The sequence below is a fragment of the Streptomyces changanensis genome, from assembly GCF_024600715.1.
Lineage (GTDB): Bacteria > Actinomycetota > Actinomycetes > Streptomycetales > Streptomycetaceae > Streptomyces > Streptomyces changanensis.
The window spans coordinates 6,765,661-6,784,034 of sequence record NZ_CP102332.1; the positions used below are offsets into that span (position 1 = coordinate 6,765,661).

At 73.2% G+C, this 18,374-nt stretch carries 11 protein-coding genes; 8 read left to right on the forward strand and 3 right to left on the reverse strand.

Annotated elements, in window-relative coordinates; all coding sequences use genetic code 11:
• The first annotated feature begins 45 nt into the window (after positions 1 to 45).
• Together NRO40_RS30675 and NRO40_RS29730 are read left to right on the forward strand one after the other, a co-directional pair.
• Positions 46 to 7,497: a type I polyketide synthase gene (locus NRO40_RS30675; protein ID WP_058941747.1), complete on the forward strand. Its 7,452-nt coding sequence runs from the start codon at positions 46 to 48 to the stop codon at positions 7,495 to 7,497.
• A gap of 56 nt (positions 7,498 to 7,553) precedes the next feature.
• Positions 7,554 to 9,899, forward strand: a complete 2,346-nt coding sequence (locus tag NRO40_RS29730; protein WP_058941706.1) for an MMPL family transporter — start codon at positions 7,554 to 7,556, stop codon at positions 9,897 to 9,899.
• A gap of 569 nt (positions 9,900 to 10,468) precedes the next feature.
• On the opposite strand, the gene NRO40_RS29735 is transcribed toward NRO40_RS29730, so the two are convergent.
• Positions 10,469 to 10,828, reverse strand: a complete 360-nt coding sequence (locus NRO40_RS29735; RefSeq protein WP_058941707.1) for an STAS domain-containing protein — start codon at positions 10,826 to 10,828, stop codon at positions 10,469 to 10,471.
• 197 nt (positions 10,829 to 11,025) lie between these two features.
• Here NRO40_RS29735 and NRO40_RS29740 point away from each other — a divergent pair, with 197 nt between their 5' ends.
• Entirely contained in the window at positions 11,026 to 11,505 is a 480-nt protein-coding gene (locus NRO40_RS29740) for an ATP-binding protein (RefSeq protein WP_058941708.1), read from the forward strand.
• Between the two features lie 174 nt (positions 11,506 to 11,679).
• Positions 11,680 to 12,057, forward strand: coding sequence for an STAS domain-containing protein (locus tag NRO40_RS29745; protein ID WP_058941709.1), 378 nt, complete (start codon positions 11,680 to 11,682; stop codon positions 12,055 to 12,057).
• A 563-nt stretch (positions 12,058 to 12,620) separates the two neighbouring features.
• Here NRO40_RS29745 and NRO40_RS30900 read toward each other — a convergent pair.
• Positions 12,621 to 13,319, reverse strand: a complete 699-nt coding sequence (locus NRO40_RS30900; protein ID WP_408057100.1) for a DUF6233 domain-containing protein — start codon at positions 13,317 to 13,319, stop codon at positions 12,621 to 12,623.
• Between the two features lie 449 nt (positions 13,320 to 13,768).
• On the opposite strand from NRO40_RS30900, the gene NRO40_RS30705 reads away from it, so the two are divergent.
• Positions 13,769 to 14,308: a hypothetical protein gene (locus NRO40_RS30705; protein ID WP_328517156.1), complete on the forward strand. Its 540-nt coding sequence runs from the start codon at positions 13,769 to 13,771 to the stop codon at positions 14,306 to 14,308.
• Positions 14,309 to 14,426: 118 nt separating this feature from the next.
• Here the strand turns inward: NRO40_RS30705 and NRO40_RS30710 are convergent, their stop codons facing one another.
• Complete coding sequence (locus NRO40_RS30710) at positions 14,427 to 14,570, reverse strand: hypothetical protein (RefSeq protein ID WP_328517157.1); 144 nt, start codon at positions 14,568 to 14,570, stop codon at positions 14,427 to 14,429.
• A 353-nt stretch (positions 14,571 to 14,923) separates the two neighbouring features.
• Here NRO40_RS30710 and NRO40_RS29765 point away from each other — a divergent pair, with 353 nt between their 5' ends.
• From NRO40_RS29765 to NRO40_RS29775, 3 genes are all read left to right on the forward strand, one after another.
• The gene (locus NRO40_RS29765) at positions 14,924 to 16,372 is read left to right on the forward strand and encodes a PP2C family protein-serine/threonine phosphatase (protein WP_257375555.1); all 1,449 of its coding nucleotides are present in this window, start codon (positions 14,924 to 14,926) and stop codon (positions 16,370 to 16,372) included.
• Between the two features lie 2 nt (positions 16,373 to 16,374).
• A complete protein-coding gene (locus NRO40_RS29770; RefSeq protein ID WP_058941710.1) occupies positions 16,375 to 16,746 on the forward strand; it encodes an STAS domain-containing protein in 372 nt (123 codons plus the stop codon).
• Positions 16,747 to 17,094: 348 nt separating this feature from the next.
• Positions 17,095 to 18,369, forward strand: a complete 1,275-nt coding sequence (locus NRO40_RS29775) for a S8 family peptidase (RefSeq protein WP_058941711.1) — start codon at positions 17,095 to 17,097, stop codon at positions 18,367 to 18,369.
• Positions 18,370 to 18,374 lie beyond the last annotated feature (5 nt).

An 18,374-nucleotide genomic window follows, 5' to 3' on the forward strand; every position in this document is an offset into this window, starting at 1 on the left:
GCTGCTGCCCCCACCCTCTTCGTGCACCGGGAGAACTCCGTGACCATGGCCCCCGCCGATCCCGACATGCAGGCCGTGGCGATCGTGGGCCTCTCGTGCCGTCTGCCGGGTGGCATCTGCGGCCCGGACGCCCTGTGGGAGGCGCTGCGGGACGGGCGCGACCTGGTGGGCGCGGTACCGCCCGACCGTTTCGACCCGGACCGGTTCGTCGACACCAAGCGCCGCAAGAGCAACAAGAGCTATACGGCCGCAGGCGGGTTCCTGGCGGACGTGACCGGTTTCGACACCGGTTACTTCCAGCGGATCTCGCCCCGTGAGGCGGCGCGCATGGACCCGCAGCACAGGTTGCTGCTGGAGATGGCTGTCGAGGCCCTGGACGACGCCGGCATCGACCAGGCCGCGACCGCCGGTTCCGACACGGCGGTGTTCGTCGGCATGTCGAGCCATGACTACGCCGACCTGCAGGCCTCCGGCGCGGACGCCCCCAACGCGTACACGATGGCAGGTCTCGCGGCGACCAACGCCGCCAACCGCGTCTCCCACCTCCTCGACTGGCATGGTCCGAGCATGACGGTGGACACGGCCTGCTCCTCGGCGCTGACCGCCCTGCACCAGGCGTGCGAGACCCTCCGGACCGGCCGGTCCCGGATGGCGCTCGCGGGCGGAGTGAGCGTCCTGCTCAGCCCCTTCGGCTTCGCCGGGTTCTCCGCCGCCTCCATGCTGTCGCCGACCGGGCGCTGCCGCGTCTTCTCGGCCGAGGCCGACGGATACGTGCGCGCGGAGGGAGGCGGCGTGGTGGCGCTCAAGGTCCTGGCCGACGCCCTCGCCGACGGCGACCGCATCCACGGAGTGATCCTCGCCAGCGGCGTCAACAGCGACGGCAGCACCACCGGACTGGCCCTCCCCAGCGCCCAGGCGCAGGCGTCACTGCTGGAGCAGGTCTACGCCCAGGCCGGCGTCACGGGCGACGACCTCGCCTACCTGGAGGCCCACGGCACAGGCACCCCGGTGGGCGACCCGATCGAGTGCGACGCCATCGGGCGCGCCCTGGGCAGCCGCCGCACCACCGGGCCGCTGCCCATCGGATCGGTCAAGAGCAGCACCGGTCACCTGGAGGCCGCCTCCGGCATGGCCGGGTTGCTCAAGGCCCTGCTCGTCCTGCGCCACCGCCACATCCCGCCCACGCTGCACGCGGAGCCGCTGAGCCCCCGCATCGACTTCGACGGCTGGGGACTCGACCCCTGCACCGAGGCCAGGCCCCTGGACCGGGAGCGACCGGTGGTCGGCGTCAACTCCTTCGGCTTCGGCGGCTCCAACGCGCACGTGGTCCTCGCCGCCGCACCGGCGACCCCTGTCACCGGCCCGCCCGCGCGTCACCACGGCACGCTGCCGGTGGTGGTCTCCGCCCGTACCCCCGAGGCGTTGGAGGCCGCGGCCGCCGACATGGCCGAGCGGTTGCGGGGGGAGGACCCGGAGGGTTTCTACGACGCCGCGTGGACCGCCGCCCGCCGTCGGACCCTCCACCCGCACCGGGCCGTCGTCCTCGCCTCCGGTGCGCACCCGGCAGCCGAGGCGCTCGCGGCCGTTGCCGAGGGCGCGCTCCCGATGCCCGCCGCCACCGCCACCGGTCAGGCGGTGACGGACGGCCGGGTGGTGTTCGCGTTCGCCGGCAACGGCTCGCAGTGGGCCGGCATGGGCGCGGACCTGCTGCGTGAGGAGCCGGTGTTCCGTGATGCCCTCACCCGGGTCGACGAGGCCCTCGCCCCCCATCTGGGCTGGTCGGTGCGTGACGAGATGATCACGGCCGACCCCGAACGCGTCCAGGCCACCGAGGTCGCCCAGCCGCTGCTCTTCGCCTTCCAGATCGGCCTGGTGGAACTGCTGCGCGCCCGCGGTATCCGCCCGGCCGCCGTCCTGGGCCACAGCGTCGGCGAGATCGCCGCCGCCCACGTCGCCGGCGCCCTCGACCTGCCCACCGCCGCGCGCGTGGTCGCCGAACGCAGCCGCGCCCAGGCCGCCACCCGCGGCCGGGGGCGCATGGCCGCGATCGGCCTGTCCGCGGAGGAGGCGGCCAAGGAACTCGCCCCCTACGCCGGCACCCTGGAGATCGCCGCCGTCAACGGCGATCAGGACGTCACCGTCTGCGGCCCCGAGGAGGCCCTCCGCGCGCTGGGCCGTGACCTGGAGCTGCGCGCGGTGTTCTTCCGCATGCTGGATCTGGACTACGCCTTCCACAGCCGCGCCATGGAGCCCATCCAGGACGAGCTGATCTCCTCCCTGGAAGGGCTGCGCCCCACCGCCACCGGCATTCCGTTCGTCTCGACGGTGACCGGCACCATCTGCCCGGGCGAGGACCTCGGAGCACGCTACTGGTGGCGTAACGTCCGGGAACCCGTGCTGTTCGGGCCGGCGCTGCGCACGCTGCTCGACGACGGCTACGACACCTTCGTCGACATCGGTCCCCATCCCGTCCTGCGGCCCTACCTCCGCAAGGCCACCAAGGACCTGGAACGGCCGGCACTGACCGCGGTCACCTGCGCCCGCGCGGTGCCCGGACCCGCCGCCGTCGACACCGCGGCCGCCCAACTGCTGGCCGCCGGCGCCCGCGCCGACTGGAACGCCTTCTTCCCCCGGCCGGGCCGGACCGTGGGCCTGCCCGCCTACCCCTGGCAGCGCGAACGGCACTGGCGCGGCGACCCCCAGTGGTGGCTGCGCGTCGCCGGCGAGACCACCCCCGTCCAGCACCCGCTGCTCGGGGCGCGCGTCCCCGTCCAACACGCCGCCTGGTCCAACCTGGTGGAGCCCACCCGACTTCCCTGGCTGACCGACCACCAGGTCGCCGGCGCCGTGGTCATGCCCGCAGCGGCCTACCTGGAGATGGCGCTCGCAGCCGGCCGGCTCGTCCATGATGCCCCCGTCGAGGTGAACCACCTCCTCATCACCCGCGCCCTCGACATCCCCTGGGACGACGACACCGCCGACGTCCGCGTGCAGGTCTCCTACCACGAACCCGACCAGGCCCTGGAGATCGCCGCCCGCACGGGCGACGACCTGCCCTGGCAGCCGTACGCCCGCGCCCGGGTCCGGCGCCTGCTGGCCACCGCCCCGGCGTCCGTCGACCCCGCCGCCCTGCGCGCGCCCATGCACACCCGGCTGGACGCCGCCGAGCACTACGCCCGCGCCCGCCGCGCCGGTCTCACCTACGGTCCCGCCTTCAAGGTCCTCACCGACCTCCACCTGGGGGACGGGGAAGTCCTCGCCTCCTACACCCTGACCGAACCCGCCGACGGCTACCACGTGCACCCCGCGCTGCTCGACGGCGCCCTGCAGGCAGGCGGCTGCCTGACCACCGTCGACGGCGAGTACCTGCCGTTCCTCCCGGTCGCCGCCGAAGCGCTGCGCCTGTGGCACACCCCGCCGCAGACCGGGCTGATCCACGTACGCCTGCGCGAGAGCAGCCCGCAGGAACTGTGTTGGGACATCACCCTGTCCGACACCGAGGGCGAGGTCTGCCTCGAACTCACCGGCTGCCGACTGCGCCGCATGGGCAACACCCCGACCGAACCCGTGCAGCACCTCGTCAACGTGCTGCGCGCCGCCCCCGGCACCACCGACCCGGCCCGGCCGGCGCCCCTGCCCTCACCGACCGCCCTCGCCCAGGCGTGTCTGCCCCACCGCGACCGGCTGGAGGACGCCTGGCGCGCAGAGGGCCACGGGATCGGACTGCAACGTCTCCGCGAGTGCTGCGCCCGTCTCATCGCCGATGCGTTCGCTCGGCTCCTGCCGCCCGGACAGACGGAGTTCGACACGGGCGACCTGGTGGCGGGCGGCATGCGGGCCCAGCACGCCCGGCTGGCCGAACTGCTCGCCCATGCCACCCGCGGCGTGATCCGTCAGACCCGACCACCCCAGGGCGACCGGCCCGCCCGCTGGCACCTCCCCGCCATGGACGGCCCCCCGCCACTGGAGCTGTTCCAGCAGCTCGTACGGGACTTCCCCGGCCAAGCCGTCGAAATCTCCCTGTTCGGCCGGTGCTGCCTGCACCTGGCCGACGTCCTGCGCGGCGAGCGCGATCCGCTGACGCTGCTCTTCGACGAACCCGATCGCCACCTGATCGAGTACTTCTACAGCGACGCCGCACAGCCCCGCTTCCACAACCGGTTGCTGCGCGCCCTGGTGCGGGAGCAGGTCCGCACCTGGCCGGCCGACCGGCCGCTGCGGATCCTGGAAGTCGGGGCCGGTACCGGCAGCAGTACCGCCCTGCTGCTGCCCCATCTCCCGGCCGAACGCACCACCTACACCTTCACCGACCTGTCCGCCGGCTTCTTCCCCTCCGCCAAGGCCCGCTTCGCCGAGTTCGACTTCGTCGACTACCGGACCCTCGACCTGAACCAGGACCCCGCCGAGCAGGGCTTCGGCGAGGCGTCCTTCGACGTGGTGATCGCCACCAACGTCCTGCACGCCACCCGCGACCTGCGCACCACGATCGCCCGCGTCACCCACCTGCTCGCCGACGGCGGGCACCTCCTCGCCCACGAGACCCACGAACCCGGCCTGCTGGCGCCCTGCTTCGGGACGCTCGACGGCTTCTGGGACTTCACCGACACCGCACTCCGGCAGGGCTCCCCACTGCTCCCCGCTGATGTCTGGGCCCCGCTGCTGCGGGAGTGCGGCTTCGACGAGGTCGCCCAGCTCGGGCACGAACTACCCCTGCCCGATCTCGAGTACTCCGTGCTCTGCGCCCGCCGCACCGACCGGGCCACCACCACCGCACCCGCTCCGACGGGGCCGCACGATGACCAGGACACCCGGTGGCTGATCGCCGGTGAAAGCCCTGACAGCGACCTGACCCGCGTCCTCGCCGACACCCTCACCGGCACGGGCGCGGACGTCCACCTCACCGATCTGGACGAGGCCCCCCTGCACTGGGACCGGCTCGCGGGCGACCAGCAGCCACCGAAGACCGTCCTGGTCTTCGACGCCGGCGATCCCCACACCGGACCCTCCGAGGCGACCGAGCAGGCCGTCACTCGTCTCGGCCTCCTACGGGCCCTCGCCGGGACCGCCTCGCACCTGCCGGCCGGAACCACCGTCGACCTGTGGATCGTCACGCGTCCCAGCGGCATCCACGCCGCCCCCGAGCAACCCCGAGTCCCGCAGGACGCGGCGCTGTGGGGCGCGACGCGCTCCCTCGCCAACGAGATCCCCCACCTGGCCGTCCGCCGCGTCTCCCTCGACGCCGGACCGCGGCCCGCGGACGACGCCCGGCGCCTGGCGGCCGAACTGCTCCGACCCACGGGTGAGGACGAGGTCGTCCTCACCCGTGGCGGACGCTTCGTCCCCCGCGCCGTCGCCCTGCGGACCGCCACCGACACGCACGACGCCCCGGCCCCCGGGCCCTTCACCCTGAGCCTGCACGACGCCGGGCTGCATCCCCGGCTCACCTGGGTGGCCGACCGCCCGCAGCGCCCCGCCGACGACGAGGTCACCATCGCCGTCGAAGCGGCGGCGCTCAACTACCGCGACGTCATGCTGGCCGTGGGTCTCCTGCCGCCGGGAGCGGAGACACCGCTGCCGGACGGGCCCGCCCTGGGCCTCGAATGCGCCGGCACCGTCACCGCCGTCGGCAGGACCGTCACCCACCTCGCACCGGGCGACCGCGTCTACGCGCTCGCACCCCGCAGCATCAGCTCGCATGTGACCGTCAACGCCCGCCTCGTCGGCCCCGTCCCCGACGGGATGTCGTTCACCGAAGCCGCCACCCTGCCCGTCGTGTACTTCACCGTCCACCACGCCCTGGAACGCCTCGCCCACCTGCAGCCGGGCGAGACCGTCCTCGTCCACGGCGCCGCCGGGGGCATCGGCCTGGCCGCCCTCCAGCTCGCCCGGGCACGCGGTGCCACCGTCATCGCCACCGCCGGGACGCCCGCCAAGCGCGACCTGCTGCACATGCTCGGCGTACCTCACGTCTTCGACTCCCGCACCCTGGAATTCGCCGAGCACGTCCGCGACCTCACCGGCGGCCGGGGCGTCGACGTCGTCCTCAACTCCCTCGCCGGCGAGGCCATCAGCCGCAGCCTGGAGCTGCTGCGGCCCGGCGGGCGCTTCGTGGAACTGGGCAAGCGCGACATCTACGCCTCGACCCCCTTGGCCCTGCGTCCCTTCGGCAACAACATCGCCTTCTTCGGCGTCGACGCCCACCAGCTCATCTCCGGCCGCATGTCCCAGGCCGGCACCTGCTTCGACGAGATGGCGCAACGGATCACGGACGGCACCTACCGGCCACTGCTGCACCTGGCCTACCCGGCAGCCCGGATCGGTGAGGCCCTGCGCGCCCTGCAACGCTCCCGCCACCTCGGCAAGGTCGTCATCACCTTCGAGGAGCCACCGCCCCTCGACAGGTCCCACCCACCCCTGCGACTGTCCCCGGACGCCACCTACCTGATCACCGGCGGGCTCAGCGGCCTCGGAGCTGCCCTCGCACACCGCCTCGTCGACCGCGGCGCCCGCCACCTCGCTCTCCTGGGCCGCAGGGGCGCCGACACCCCCGGCGCCGAGGACCTCGTCCGGGCCCTGGCGGAGCGCGGCGCCCAGGCGACCGCCCACACGGCCGACGTCACACGCGAAGCCGACCTGCGCCGGGTACTGGACGCCGTCGACGCCTCCCCCCACCCGCTGCGCGGCGTGCTCCACGCCGCGATGGCCCTGGACGACGCGCCGCTCGCCGATCTGACCGACGAGCGCCTCCGCACCGCCCTGGCACCCAAGATGCTCGGTGCGGCACACCTGGACGCCCTCACCCGCGACCGCGACCTCCACCTCTTCGCCGCCTGCTCGTCCGTGACCACCTGGTTCGGCAACGCCTACCAGGCCAACTACACCGCCGCCAACGGCTACCTCGAGGCGCTCACCCGCAACCGGCGCGGCACGGGGCTGCCCGGGACGACCGTGGCCTGGGGGGCCATCGGTGACACCGGCTACGCCGCCCGCCACGGCATCACCGACATGCTCGCCCGACTCGGCCTGGACAACCTCACGCCCCGCGAAGCCTGCACCGCCCTTGAGGACGCAATCGCCCGGGACACCGACGTCAGCGCCGCCGCCCGCATCGACTGGGCCCGCGTCCGCAGCATGATGCCGGCCGTGCAGACGCCCCGCTTGGCCGGCCTCATCCCCGCCCACACGCCCCGGGACGACGGCCCCGACCACCTGCGCCACCGTCTCGCGGCCGCCACCCCCGACGAGGCCCTCACCCTGGCGGCCGATGCCATCACCCAGGTCCTCGCCGACATCCTGCAGACCGACCCGGCCCGCCTCGACCGCGACCGCCGGCTGGACCAACTCGGCCTGGACTCCCTCATGGCCGTCGAGGCCGTCGTCGCCGCCCGCCGCCGACTGGGCTGCGAACTGCCGACGCTGGAGTTCCTCAACGCCCAGGGCATCACCGACCTCGCCAGGCGCGCCCTGATCCGGCTCGGTTACCAACCCCCGGCGTGATCCCGTCCGGCAACTGATCCCGTCGACGCGTCCATCCCCCCCCGCAGGAGCCACTCGTGAGGTGCGAGCAGTCCCAGCACCCAGACCGCTCGTACCCCCCGGGCCCCCTGGCCGCGCTCGCCCGTTGGGCCGTACGCCGCAGCCGGCTGGTCCTGGCGGCCGCCGCCCTGTTCGTCGCCGTGACAGGCTTCCTCTCCAGCGGAGTCTCGGCGCACCTCGGCGCCGGCGGCTGGATCGCGGAGGACACCCCGTCCGCCCGTGTACGCGGCATGCTCGGCCAGGCACCCCACGGCGGCATGCCGCCCCTCCTGCTCCTCGCCCGTACCACCGGCTCCGTCGACGACGCCTCGGCGCGCGCCGCCGGCGTCCGGCTCGTCGAGGACCTGCGGCACGAAGCGGGCGTCACCGGCGTCGACTCGTACTGGACGGGGCCGGTCGACCCGGTGACCGAGGACCTGCCGTCCCCGCCCCCCGATCCGCTGCTGCGTTCCACCGACGGCCGGACGGCCCTCGTCGCCCTGTGGTTCGGGGAGGGCGGACAGACCCGGCTCGACGTCACGGAGCGGGTACTCACCCGGGCCGCCGAGCACGACGGCCCCTTGGAGACCCAGGCAGCGGGCCAGGCCGCCTTCACCCGAGCGCTGCAGTTCCACAGTGAGCAGGACCTGCTGCGCACGGAGCTGCTGGCCATGCCGGCCACCCTCGTCCTGCTCATCCTGGTGTTCGGCAGCATCCCGGCGGCACTTCTGCCGCTGGCCGTCGGCGCCGTGGCGGTGACCGGCGCCACCGCGATCCTGCGCGCCATCGCCACCGTCACACCCGTGTCCGCCTTCGCCCTCAGCCTCACCACGGCCGTCGGCCTCGCCCTGGCCGTCGACTACAGCCTGTTCGTCGTCGCCCGGTACCGCGAGGAAAGGACCTCCGGCCTCTCACACGACGAGGCCGTCGTCCACGCCCTCCGCACAGCCGGCCGGACCGTCGCCGTCTCGGCAGCCGTCGTCGCCGCCTCCCTGCTGGGACTCCTCCTGTTCCCGCTCACCCTCATGCGCTCCCTGGCCATCGCGGGCATCAGCGTCGTCCTGCTGGCGGCGGTCGCGTCCCTGCTCGTCATCCCCGCTGCCCTCGCCTGCTTCGGCGAGCGCGTGGCGAACCGCGACATCCTCGCTCGCCGGCGCCGCGCCGCCCGAAACGCAGGCCGATGGCGCGCACTGGCCACCGCCGTCATGCGCCGCCCCCTCGCTGTCTTCGCCCTCACGAGCGGACTGCTGCTCCTGCTCGCGCTGCCCTTCCGGGACGTCGCCTTCAGCCTCAGTGACGAGCGGGCTCTCCCCGCTCACTCCCCGGTGGTCAGGGCAGCGCAGGACCTGCGCACCGACTTCCCGCAGGTGGGGACGGAAGTCGATGTCGTCCTACCCGACTGGCACCCGACCGGCCGCGACGGCGCCGCCCGCCTCGACGCCTACGCCCGTCGGCTCTCCAGCCTGCCAGGGGTGCAGGGTCTGCGCACCGCCACGGGCACCTACCTGGACGGGAAACCTCTCGGCCCGCTCTGCACGCCGTCCGCCGCGCCGGCGCCCAAGAGCCCGTGCACAGGGCTGCGGCAGTTCACCCTGTCGAGCGGCACGTGGCTGGCCATCAGCTCCGAACCGCGGCCCTACAGCCCCCAGGGCATCGACCTGCTGCAGAGCATCCGCACCCAGCCGGCCCCCGCGCCCGCCATCACCGGCGGAGTCACCGCCGAGTTCCTCGACACCCGCACGGTGGTCCTCCAACGGCTGCCCGGCGCGCTCTCCGCCGTGGTCCTCGGGACACTGGCCCTGCTGCTGGTCTTCACTCGCAGCCTGTTCCTGCCCGTGAAGGCCCTCCTCATCAACGCCCTCAGTCTGACGGCGGCTTTCGGCGGGATGGTCTTCATCTTCCAGCAAGGGCACCTGCGCTGGCTGGTCGGCGACTTCACCGCTACCGGGACCACTGACCTCATGCTGCCGCTGATCGCCTTCTTCCTCGCCTTCGGACTGTCGATGGACTACGAGATCCTGCTCCTCGCCCGCATCTCGGAGGCGTACCACCGCACCCGTGACACGACCCGCGCGACCGCGGAGGGGCTCCAGGCCGCCGCGCCCCTCTTCACCGCTTCCGCCGCGGTGGTCCTCGTCGTCCTCCTGGCGCTCGCGGCCACGGAGGTGACCATGGTGAAGGTCATCGCCGTCACCGTCGCCTCGTCCGTCCTCCTGGACGCCGTGGTGATCCGCCCGTTCCTCGTCCCGGCCGTGATGAAGCTGGCCGGCGCAGCGAACTGGTGGCTCCCCGCTCCCCTGCGACGTCGCCTGCCACACCATCCGGACCTGCCGCCGCCCCGGCTCCCCACCGCCTCGGTGACCGCGGCGGACACCTCCGCGTAGGTCCGGTGGACCGCGGATGCCAGCGAACCGTGAGCTGCTCCGCGGTGTCGGGGAAGGGCGTGCCGGCCGGGGCGACCGGTCGGTCACCCAGCGGGACGGCTGACACGAAGCCGCCCATGGGCCACGTCCAGACCCGGTACGCGCGGCCGACGTGGGCTGACGCCATCGGCGGCCCGCAGCGGACGCCTGCCGCGGGCAGCCCTCAAGGACGGCTGACCCCGGGACAGCCCCTTGACCAGGCCCGGAAGCCCACTCCATCACCCTCTCCGTGCCCCGTCGCCAGGATCCGGGCGTTCCCGCAGGTCAGCCTCCGCAGTCAAGGGGTCGCCGCAGGTCCGACAACCAGCAAGACAAGCTGACGCGGGTCAACCTCCTGGATCTTCAGGCCACCGCCGGGTGAGGATCGAATCGGTCCAGGACGGCCAGCGGCAGGTGTGGGTGCTCACCGAACGGGGACACCGTGAGGCGAAGCAGTCGCTGGAGCCGAGGAACGTACGGGTCTCGGCGCTGCGCGAGGAGGAGTACGCCCCGGTGTCCGACAGGGAGAGGTCAGGGTGCCGAAACGGGGGTCAGGTGGCGGGTCGGGGTGCGAGGGCGTCTTCGAGGGTGGGGTGCAGCGGGAGGAGGGCGTCGAGGCCGACGATGCGCAGGAGCTGGAGCACGGGGGTGGGGGTGTGGGCCAGGCGCAGCCATCCGCCGCGGGCGCGGGCGGCGTTGTTCGCGACGACGAGGACGTTGACGCCGCTGGAGTCCATGAAGGTGACGTCGCGGAAGTCGAGGACCGTGCGCGGCGTGGAGCCGTCCGGTGCGGTCAGGGCCCGGTGGAAGGTGTCGGCTGTGGTGTGGTCGATGTCCCCGGCCAGGGCGACGACGTGCACGCCACTGGCGGTGGTGGTGTACCGGGAGACCGAAAGCAGGGCCTGGCTCATACCGTCTCCGTCCGATCCTCGGGAGGCGCTCGCTGCTGCCAGGCCCGTCGTCCACGCAAACGCATGCCGCCGCGCGGTGTCAACCGTGTCAGGCCGGTCTGAAGCGCCTGGGGCGGGGCAGCAGGGAAGGGACCGTGCGATGCTTCGCGGACACAACGTGGACTTCGTGTGATGATCATGTGAGGCGGGGCGGGCGTATGGAGCAGGCCGCGGGGGACGAGGGACAGAAAACAGGGGACAACCCTTCGCTGTCGGCGGCTGCCGCCTACGACGGTGACTCTTCCTGTATCGGGGCGGCCCGGCATCTGGCGACCGGCTTCCTGACCGAGGTGCAGGCCGTGTACGGGCTGCCGGTGTCCGAGCGGGCGATGGGCATGACGCAGCTGGTGGTCAGCGAGCTGGTCACCAACGCGGTGAAGTACGCACCGGGCCCCGTCATGCTCGATCTGCAGATCAGCGACGGCGCGGTACGAGTGTCGGTGTGGGACAGCGACCCGGCCCTGCCGGACGTCGCCGCCACCGACCCTCAGCGAGTGGGCCGCCACGGCCTGGAGATCACCCTTGCCGTCAGCCAGGCCTACGAAGTGCGCCGGGAACCGGTCGGCAAGCGCGTCACCGCCGTGATCGCGCTGGCCGACGACCCCGGCGGGAACATCGCCGGCCGCACCACCCCCTGACCCCCCCGCGCCTGGGCACCATGAGCCCATGCGGCGACCATGCCGCGCAAGTCCCATGAGACCGGGAGAAGTGGAAACGGGGCTGGGGCTCGGGTGACAATCTCAGTCCGTCTGCCCACCGGCCGGGCAGCGGCGACATGCAGGTGACCCTCGGCAAGGAGAGGACGGCCCGTCATGGTGACGGTTCAGTTGCGCCACGGCGACGTGTCCGTGGCCCGGCTGCCGGTCGTCGTCGCCTTCGACACGGTCACAGAGCTGCGCCCGCAGCTGCTGGCGCTGCTGGAGGAGAGCACCTGCCGTCACCTCGTGCTCGACCTGTCCCACATCGACCACTTCGACTCCTCCGGGCTGGCGATGCTCCTGGGAGTCTGGCGCGGAAGCCAGGCGGGCGGCACCACGCTCACCCTGGCCGCACCGACCCCACTCATCAGCCGCATGCTGAACATCACCCAGGCCATCACCATCCTGGCCGTAGCCCCTTCCGTGCATGAGGCACTGCGCACACGCCACAGCACTCGCAGGGACGATGCTCAAGGAGCAGGTCGGGTCTGAGGGCGGGAGCGCTCAGCGTCGGTGCGGCAGGGGCCACGTCACACCGGACCCCTTCCAGCCAGGTACTGTCCTCCCTGCCATCCGTGACGACGCCGACGTCCGCCAAGACAGGAGCGCGCGACCGTCCACGAGATGCCGCGCCCGAAGAAGGCGCCGACGAAGAAACCGCGGCGGCGGGCCTGCCGCGGGACGGAAGGCCGGCTCGCCCCCGGCGCCGAGGTCAGGCCGGGGCGGTCCCCGGGTAGTCGGGGTCCTCCTCGGCGGCGGGCAAGGTGTTGCTGCCCTCCCACCACGGGTTGACCCAGCCGCACACCCCGCACGCATACCGGCCGTTCAACCCCGCCACCTGCGCACCGCACTCCCTGCACGCGGTCGTGGTGATCTCGGGCGCGCGCGTAACGGGCGCGGCCCTCTCCGGCTCCGGCTCCGGCCGCCAGCTACTCATCATCCGACGAGCGTATCTGTGCCGCGGGGCGCAGGCGCCGTCGACGACCAGCCGCACAACTCCCTGCACACCCAGCGGCCCCCCTGCTCAAGCGCCGGCGCGCCGCACCGCTGACAGTTCATGGCGCCTCCTCCCCCTTCACCCCGCCGTGTAGGGCTACCCGCCCGCGTCGGCGCCGATTCCCCGGGTGCACCGGGGCCAGTCCGCGTCGAGGATCGGCGCGTTCGGTCTCGGGCCGGCATACCTGGCAAGCCGCGACACCCTCGGCCAGGGCCCGCCTCGCCGTGGCCTCGGAGAGGCCGGGAGCCTTCCGGCTCTTCCCGCAGCCGCCGAGGTGGACCTTGACCGGCACGCGGCCAACCTCCGGGGCTGTGCTGGATCCGGTAGTCCGGTATCCACTGCGGTGGCACGGCGGCCTTCCGCCGCGCCACCGCCGTTCCGGCGCCACCCGTGCCGTACCGGGCCGCCCCGGCTCTGTGCTCACTCGCGCCCCGACCCCTGCCGTGGTGCCGCCGGTCTGCTGCCTGCCGCCTGCCGCCTGCCGCCTGCCGCTTTCCGTCCGGCCGCCGCGCCCCGGGGGCCGCCGCTCCGGCGCCGCCCGCACGGCGTCCGGACGCGGCCCGCCCCCGGCCTCCGGCTGCGTCCGGCGTTGCGTGCCGCCGCCGCGCGGCGCCCTGCTCGTGCCCCCGGGGCGGCCTGACCCGGTCCGTGGCTGGGGCCCCGGCCTTCGGCTGCCCGAACGGTCCGGCCGACGTGCTGTCGCTTCGCTCTTGGCACGTCGTTCGCTCCGGCTCCCGAAATCTTCCTCCGGCTGCACGTCGCCCTGGCGGGCAAGGCCGAGCCCTTGCTCGACAACCGCCTCCAGGCGCTCCGCGCCGACGTCCAAGAGATCGTCGTCGCCAACAGCCGGCGCTCAACTTCCGCCGGCTGCCGGCCGACGTCACCCTTCCCCGTCGACGCCCGACCCTGCTGTCGACGGTGCTGTCGCGTCCGTCAGGCCGCTCGCACAGGCGCCGGTCGCTTCGACGCGCGGTTTCCGCCCGGCCCCGTCCACCGCCGCCGCCCGCCCGGCTGTCCGGGCCCGGCCCCGGGCTCCCGGCCGCGCCAGCGGCCGAGAAGTTCGACGTAGGGGCTCGGCAGGAACAGTCTGCCGCCGGACCGGGGCATCAGCTCCAGCGGCCGGGTGCTGGTGATGTTCGGCCGGCGCGCGCTGCAGGCCGCGGTGAACTCCTCCCAGGTCAGTTCGCCGGGCAGCCCGCCGGGCCGATGCGCTGCCAGCTGTCGTCGCTCCACTCGTCCGCAGGTCGCTCCAAGCGGTGCTTGTGGCGGGCCGACCAGAACATCTTCCTCGACGTCCTCGGCGACACCATGGCCGACGGCTTCGAACAGCTCCCCGCCAACAGCCCCGGTCTCGTCCGCTCCGAGCTGGAGCGGGTCTACGGGGAGGTGCCCGCCCCTCGCTGGATCCGCGGCCTGCACGCGGGCGACGAGACGGCCTGGCGCACCCTGCACCGCGCCCAGCAGGCCGCGTACGAGACGGTCCTCGCCCCGGTCTGGTCCGTCGTACAGGATCTGCACCGTGGGGAGTTCACCCGCTACGCCCTGACCGTCGCCGAACACGGCGTGGCCGCCACGCTGGCCGGCCTGGCCCGGGCAGCCGGCTCCGTGAGGGCGTGTGGGAATGGCCCGGCGCAGCGCCGGACCGCGACCTGTGCCTCGGCGGGCGCGGCCTGGTTCTGCTGCCCACCTTCCACCACCCGGCGGGCCCACTTCTTCAGGACACCCCGGGCCATCCCGCGGTCCTGACATACCCAGCCGGTCCCGGGCTCCCGCCCACCGCGGGGCGCCCGGTCGTCCCCGCCGAGGCCCTGGCCGCCGTCCTGGGCCGCACCCGGCTGGACGCCCTGCGCCTCCTCGCCGAGCCTCACACCACGACGTCCCTGGCCCGCGCCCTCCACGTCAGCAACGCGACGGCCTCGTCCCACGCGGCGGCGCTCAGATCGGCAGGCATGGCGACGACCACCCGCACAGGCCGCTCGGTCACCCACCAGCGCACGGCCCTCGGCACGCTGGTTGCGGGCGCCTGACCGCCGTAGTCCGCCACAAGACGGCCCGCAAGCCCATCATCGCCCTGGTCGGCGACCCTCAGTCCGGCCCGCTCCCGTCGTCGTCCTCGTCCAGCACGGGCGCGTCCCTGTCGCGCCGCGGGCGCGGGGCGCCCGCGGCCGGGACGCGGGCGGTGAAGCTGCAGCGGCCGAGCAGGTTCGGGTTGCGGTGCTTGAGCGGGGGACAGGCGGCCGATGCCCCTCCTCGCGGATCTCGTCGCCCAGGAGGAGAGGCGGGTTTCGCTGCTGCCGTAGGGTCGGTGGTCGAGGACTGGGCGCTGGGACCGGTTCCGTCGCGGTAGACAGGAGCTGAGCGATGTCAGGTACCCCCGAGGCTTCGCCGGGTGAGCCGCGGCTGAGGCGGGTACCGCCGGCCGAGGTGGAGGCGGCGCGGATGGAGGCGGTGCGCCGCTACGACATCCTGGATACTCCGCCCGACGGGGCTTTCGACCGGGTCGCGGCGATGGCCGCCCGCCTGTTCGACGTTCCCGTGGCCAGCGTGACGATCGTCGATGCCGACCGGATCTGGTTCAAGGCCGTTCACGGCCTGGAAGGGGTCGCGCAGATCGGCCGGGACCCTGGCCTGTGCGGGTCGGCGATCCTCCGCGATGACGCGCTGGTGATCCCCGACACCCTCAGCGATCCGACCGCCCGCACCAATCCGCTGGTCACCGGTCCTTTGGGGGTGCGGTTCTACGCGGCGGCGCCGATCATCACCGCCGACGGCCACCGGCTGGGCACAGTCAACATCCTGGACACCACACCGCGTCTGATCACCGAGGCCGACACCGAAACCCTGGCCGACCTGGCCGCGGTGGTTCTGGACGCCATGGAGTTGCGGCTTTCGGGCCTGCGGCTGCTACGCGAGGAACAGGAGCGCCGCAAGGCGGAGGAGGCGGCGCGGACGCGGGCCGAGCGGGATACGGAGGCGATCACCGCGTTCGCCACCACCCTCCAGCGCACCCTGTTGCCTCCCGCGCTGCCGACGGTTCCGGGGCTCGAGCTGGCCTGCCACTACCAGACCGACTCGCCCCGGGACGTCGGCGGTGACTTCTACGACGTCTTCTCCCTGGGCGGACAGCGCTGGGCGTTCTTCCTCGGGGACGTGTGCGGCAAGGGCGCCGAAGCCGCCGCCGTCACCTCGCTGACCCGCTACACCCTGCGCGCAGCCGCCCAGCACCACGACGATCCCACCGAAGTACTCAACGCCCTCAACAGCGCCCTGCTCCTCGATCCCTCGATGGGCAGCCGGTACTGCACCTGCGTCTTCGGCACCCTGCAGCCCGCCCCGGGCGGCGGTTTCACCGTGACCGTGGCCATGGGAGGCCATCCTCCCGCCTTCCACCTGCAGCACGGGGATGACGGCGCGATGGCGGTGAACGGGATACGGCCCAGCGGGGGCATGCTCGTGGGCGCACTGGAAGGCGCCCGGTTCGCCTCCCACACCTTCCACCTCGCCCCGGGCCACGGCCTGCTGCTCTACACCGACGGGCTCACCGAGGCCCGCCTGCCGGACGGGACCATGCTCGGTGAGGAAGGCGTGGCCGCCTTCCTCACCACCCGCACCACCCCGGACGCCGGCCGCCTGATCGAAGACACCATCGCCCTCATCATGGACCTGCCCACCGGGACCGGTGACGACGTCGCCCTGCTCGCGCTGTCCGTACCCCTGGCACCGGCCACCGACCAGACGGCCGCCGCATCGACGGCCCGCACCCTGGCCACGCCCGGCGCCGGCGCCGCCCGCGCCGACCAGGAGCGCTGACCGTGACCGACGACCTCACCCTCACCACCACCCACACCGACGGACACCTGGCGGCCCTCCACGTCAGGGGAGAGATCGACATACACACCGCTCCTGCCCTCCGCACAGGAGCACTGGACGTCATCGCCCGAGGACATCCGCACCTGATACTGGACCTGACCGGGGTCACCTTCTGCGACTCCTCCGGCTTCAACGCCCTGATCGGCGTCATGCGCTGCACGATGGCCGCAAACGGCTCCCTGACCCTGGCCGCAGTCCCCGACCGCCTGTCCCGAATGCTCGATCTCACCGGCCTGAGCACCGTCATGCCGTCCTACCCCAGCACCGAGGCCGCGATGAACGCCCGCCCCACTGCCACGCCCGAGCCCGCCTGACCCGGCCGATCAGCGGCCCGATCCGACTTCAGTGACAAACCGTCCACGTGCAACGGCAGAGGACCGAGACGCACTACCCCGGCGAGGACGACGGAGCGTGAGCGTGGCACCGGTGTCACGCTCACGTGAACGGGTGTCACGCCGCAGCGATTATGGGCCCGTTTGCCCGTTTTCAGGTCCTCGGACCCCCTCTCGGGGTGGTTCGGCGGCTCGGGTGCGACACATGAGAGTTCATGCCTCGCTCTCCGTCCGTTCGTCAGGGGCCGTAGCAGCGGGGTGCGGCGTGCTGTCGGCCGCCTCGATGCCTCCGGCGGCCCCCCACCCTGGGTCTGGCTGGGTCCTGGTCCGGTGTTTCCCCTGGTCGTCGTCGAGCGCTGCCGCACCGTCGACCGCAACGTCGCCGGCCCGGCCATGTCCGCCACCCCGGCCGACCGCTCACCGTCCGTGTTCTTGGCCGCCACCGTCCACATCATCGAGGTCAACGGCACCGAGGCCACCGAGGAGGCGGTCACCCGGCGGGCTCAGGAGATGATCGCCACTCACGGCGGCGAACTGCGGCGGGTGTACTCCGCCGCTTCCCAGGCATTCTCCGTCTCGCTCACCGAAGAACAGAAGATCTCCTACTACAAGGACCCCCGAGTCGACTCGATCACCAGTGACCGTGTCTACCGGGTCGCAGGAAAGCAGCAGCCCGTCCGGGGGACGGGCACCGCACGGGCGGCGCTCGGCGGCATTCAGCTGTCACTGCCCTCATGGGGCCTGGACCGCATGGATCAGCGCGACCTGCCCCTTGACGGCGTCCACCGCATGCCGCACGGAACCGGCACGGGAGTGGACATCTACGTCGTCGACACCGGGGTCCGTGTCGCGCACCGGGAGTTCTGGGGCCGCCGGGCACACGGTGCGTACGACGCCATCGAGCGGCGCCCGGGCGGGGAAAGCGACTGTAACGGCCACGGGACCGCCTCCGCGGCCATCGCCGCCGGTCTGTGGACCGGCGTCGCCAAGGGCGCCACCGTGCAGTCGGTGCGCGCCTTCGGCTGCGACGGCACCGGCACGCTGGAACACATCATGTCCGCGGTCGACTGGATCACCGCCCACGCCGACGGCCCTTCCGTCGTCAACCTCGGCTTCTCCGGCGAGCCGGGTTCGGTGCTCGACCTCCAGCTCTACCAGATGACCGGCAAGGGCATCGCCTACACCGCCGCGGCGGGCAACGGCGACGCGTCGGGCAACGGGATCGAGTCCTGCGAGACGACCCCTGCCCGACAGACCACCGCCATCACCGTCGCCGCCACCGGCCGCGACGACAGGCGCCCGGCCTGGTCCAACCACGGTTACTGCGTGCACCTGTTCGCACCCGGCACCGACATCACCACCGCCGGCGCGCGCAGCGACGGCTCCTACGTCAAGCTGACCGGCACCTCCGCGGCCACCGCCGAGGTGACCGGCGCCGCGGCTGTGCACTTGGCCCGCCACCCCGACACGACGCCGGTCGAACTGGACCAGGCGCTCACGGCCGTCGCCACCCGGGACCACGTGCGCGACGCGGGCCCGGAGTCCCGGAACCTGCTGCTGTACACCGGACCCTCCGACAACACGCGAGAAGGTGACCGGCGGTGAGCGGC

Excerpts from the sequence above, each read along its gene's own strand:
- NRO40_RS30705 (WP_328517156.1), top strand. The coding sequence starts at position 13,769 with ATGCGCTGCCAGCTGTCGTCGCTCCACTCGTCCGCAGGTCGCTCCAAG.
- NRO40_RS29740 (WP_058941708.1), top strand. The coding sequence starts at position 11,026 with ATGGAGCAGGCCGCGGGGGACGAGGGACAGAAAACAGGGGACAACCCT.
- NRO40_RS29765 (WP_257375555.1), top strand. The coding sequence starts at position 14,924 with ATGTCAGGTACCCCCGAGGCTTCGCCGGGTGAGCCGCGGCTGAGGCGG.
- NRO40_RS29745 (WP_058941709.1), top strand. The coding sequence starts at position 11,680 with ATGGTGACGGTTCAGTTGCGCCACGGCGACGTGTCCGTGGCCCGGCTG.
- NRO40_RS30675 (WP_058941747.1), top strand. The coding sequence starts at position 46 with ATGGCCCCCGCCGATCCCGACATGCAGGCCGTGGCGATCGTGGGCCTC.
- NRO40_RS29735 (WP_058941707.1), bottom strand. The coding sequence starts at position 10,828 with ATGAGCCAGGCCCTGCTTTCGGTCTCCCGGTACACCACCACCGCCAGT.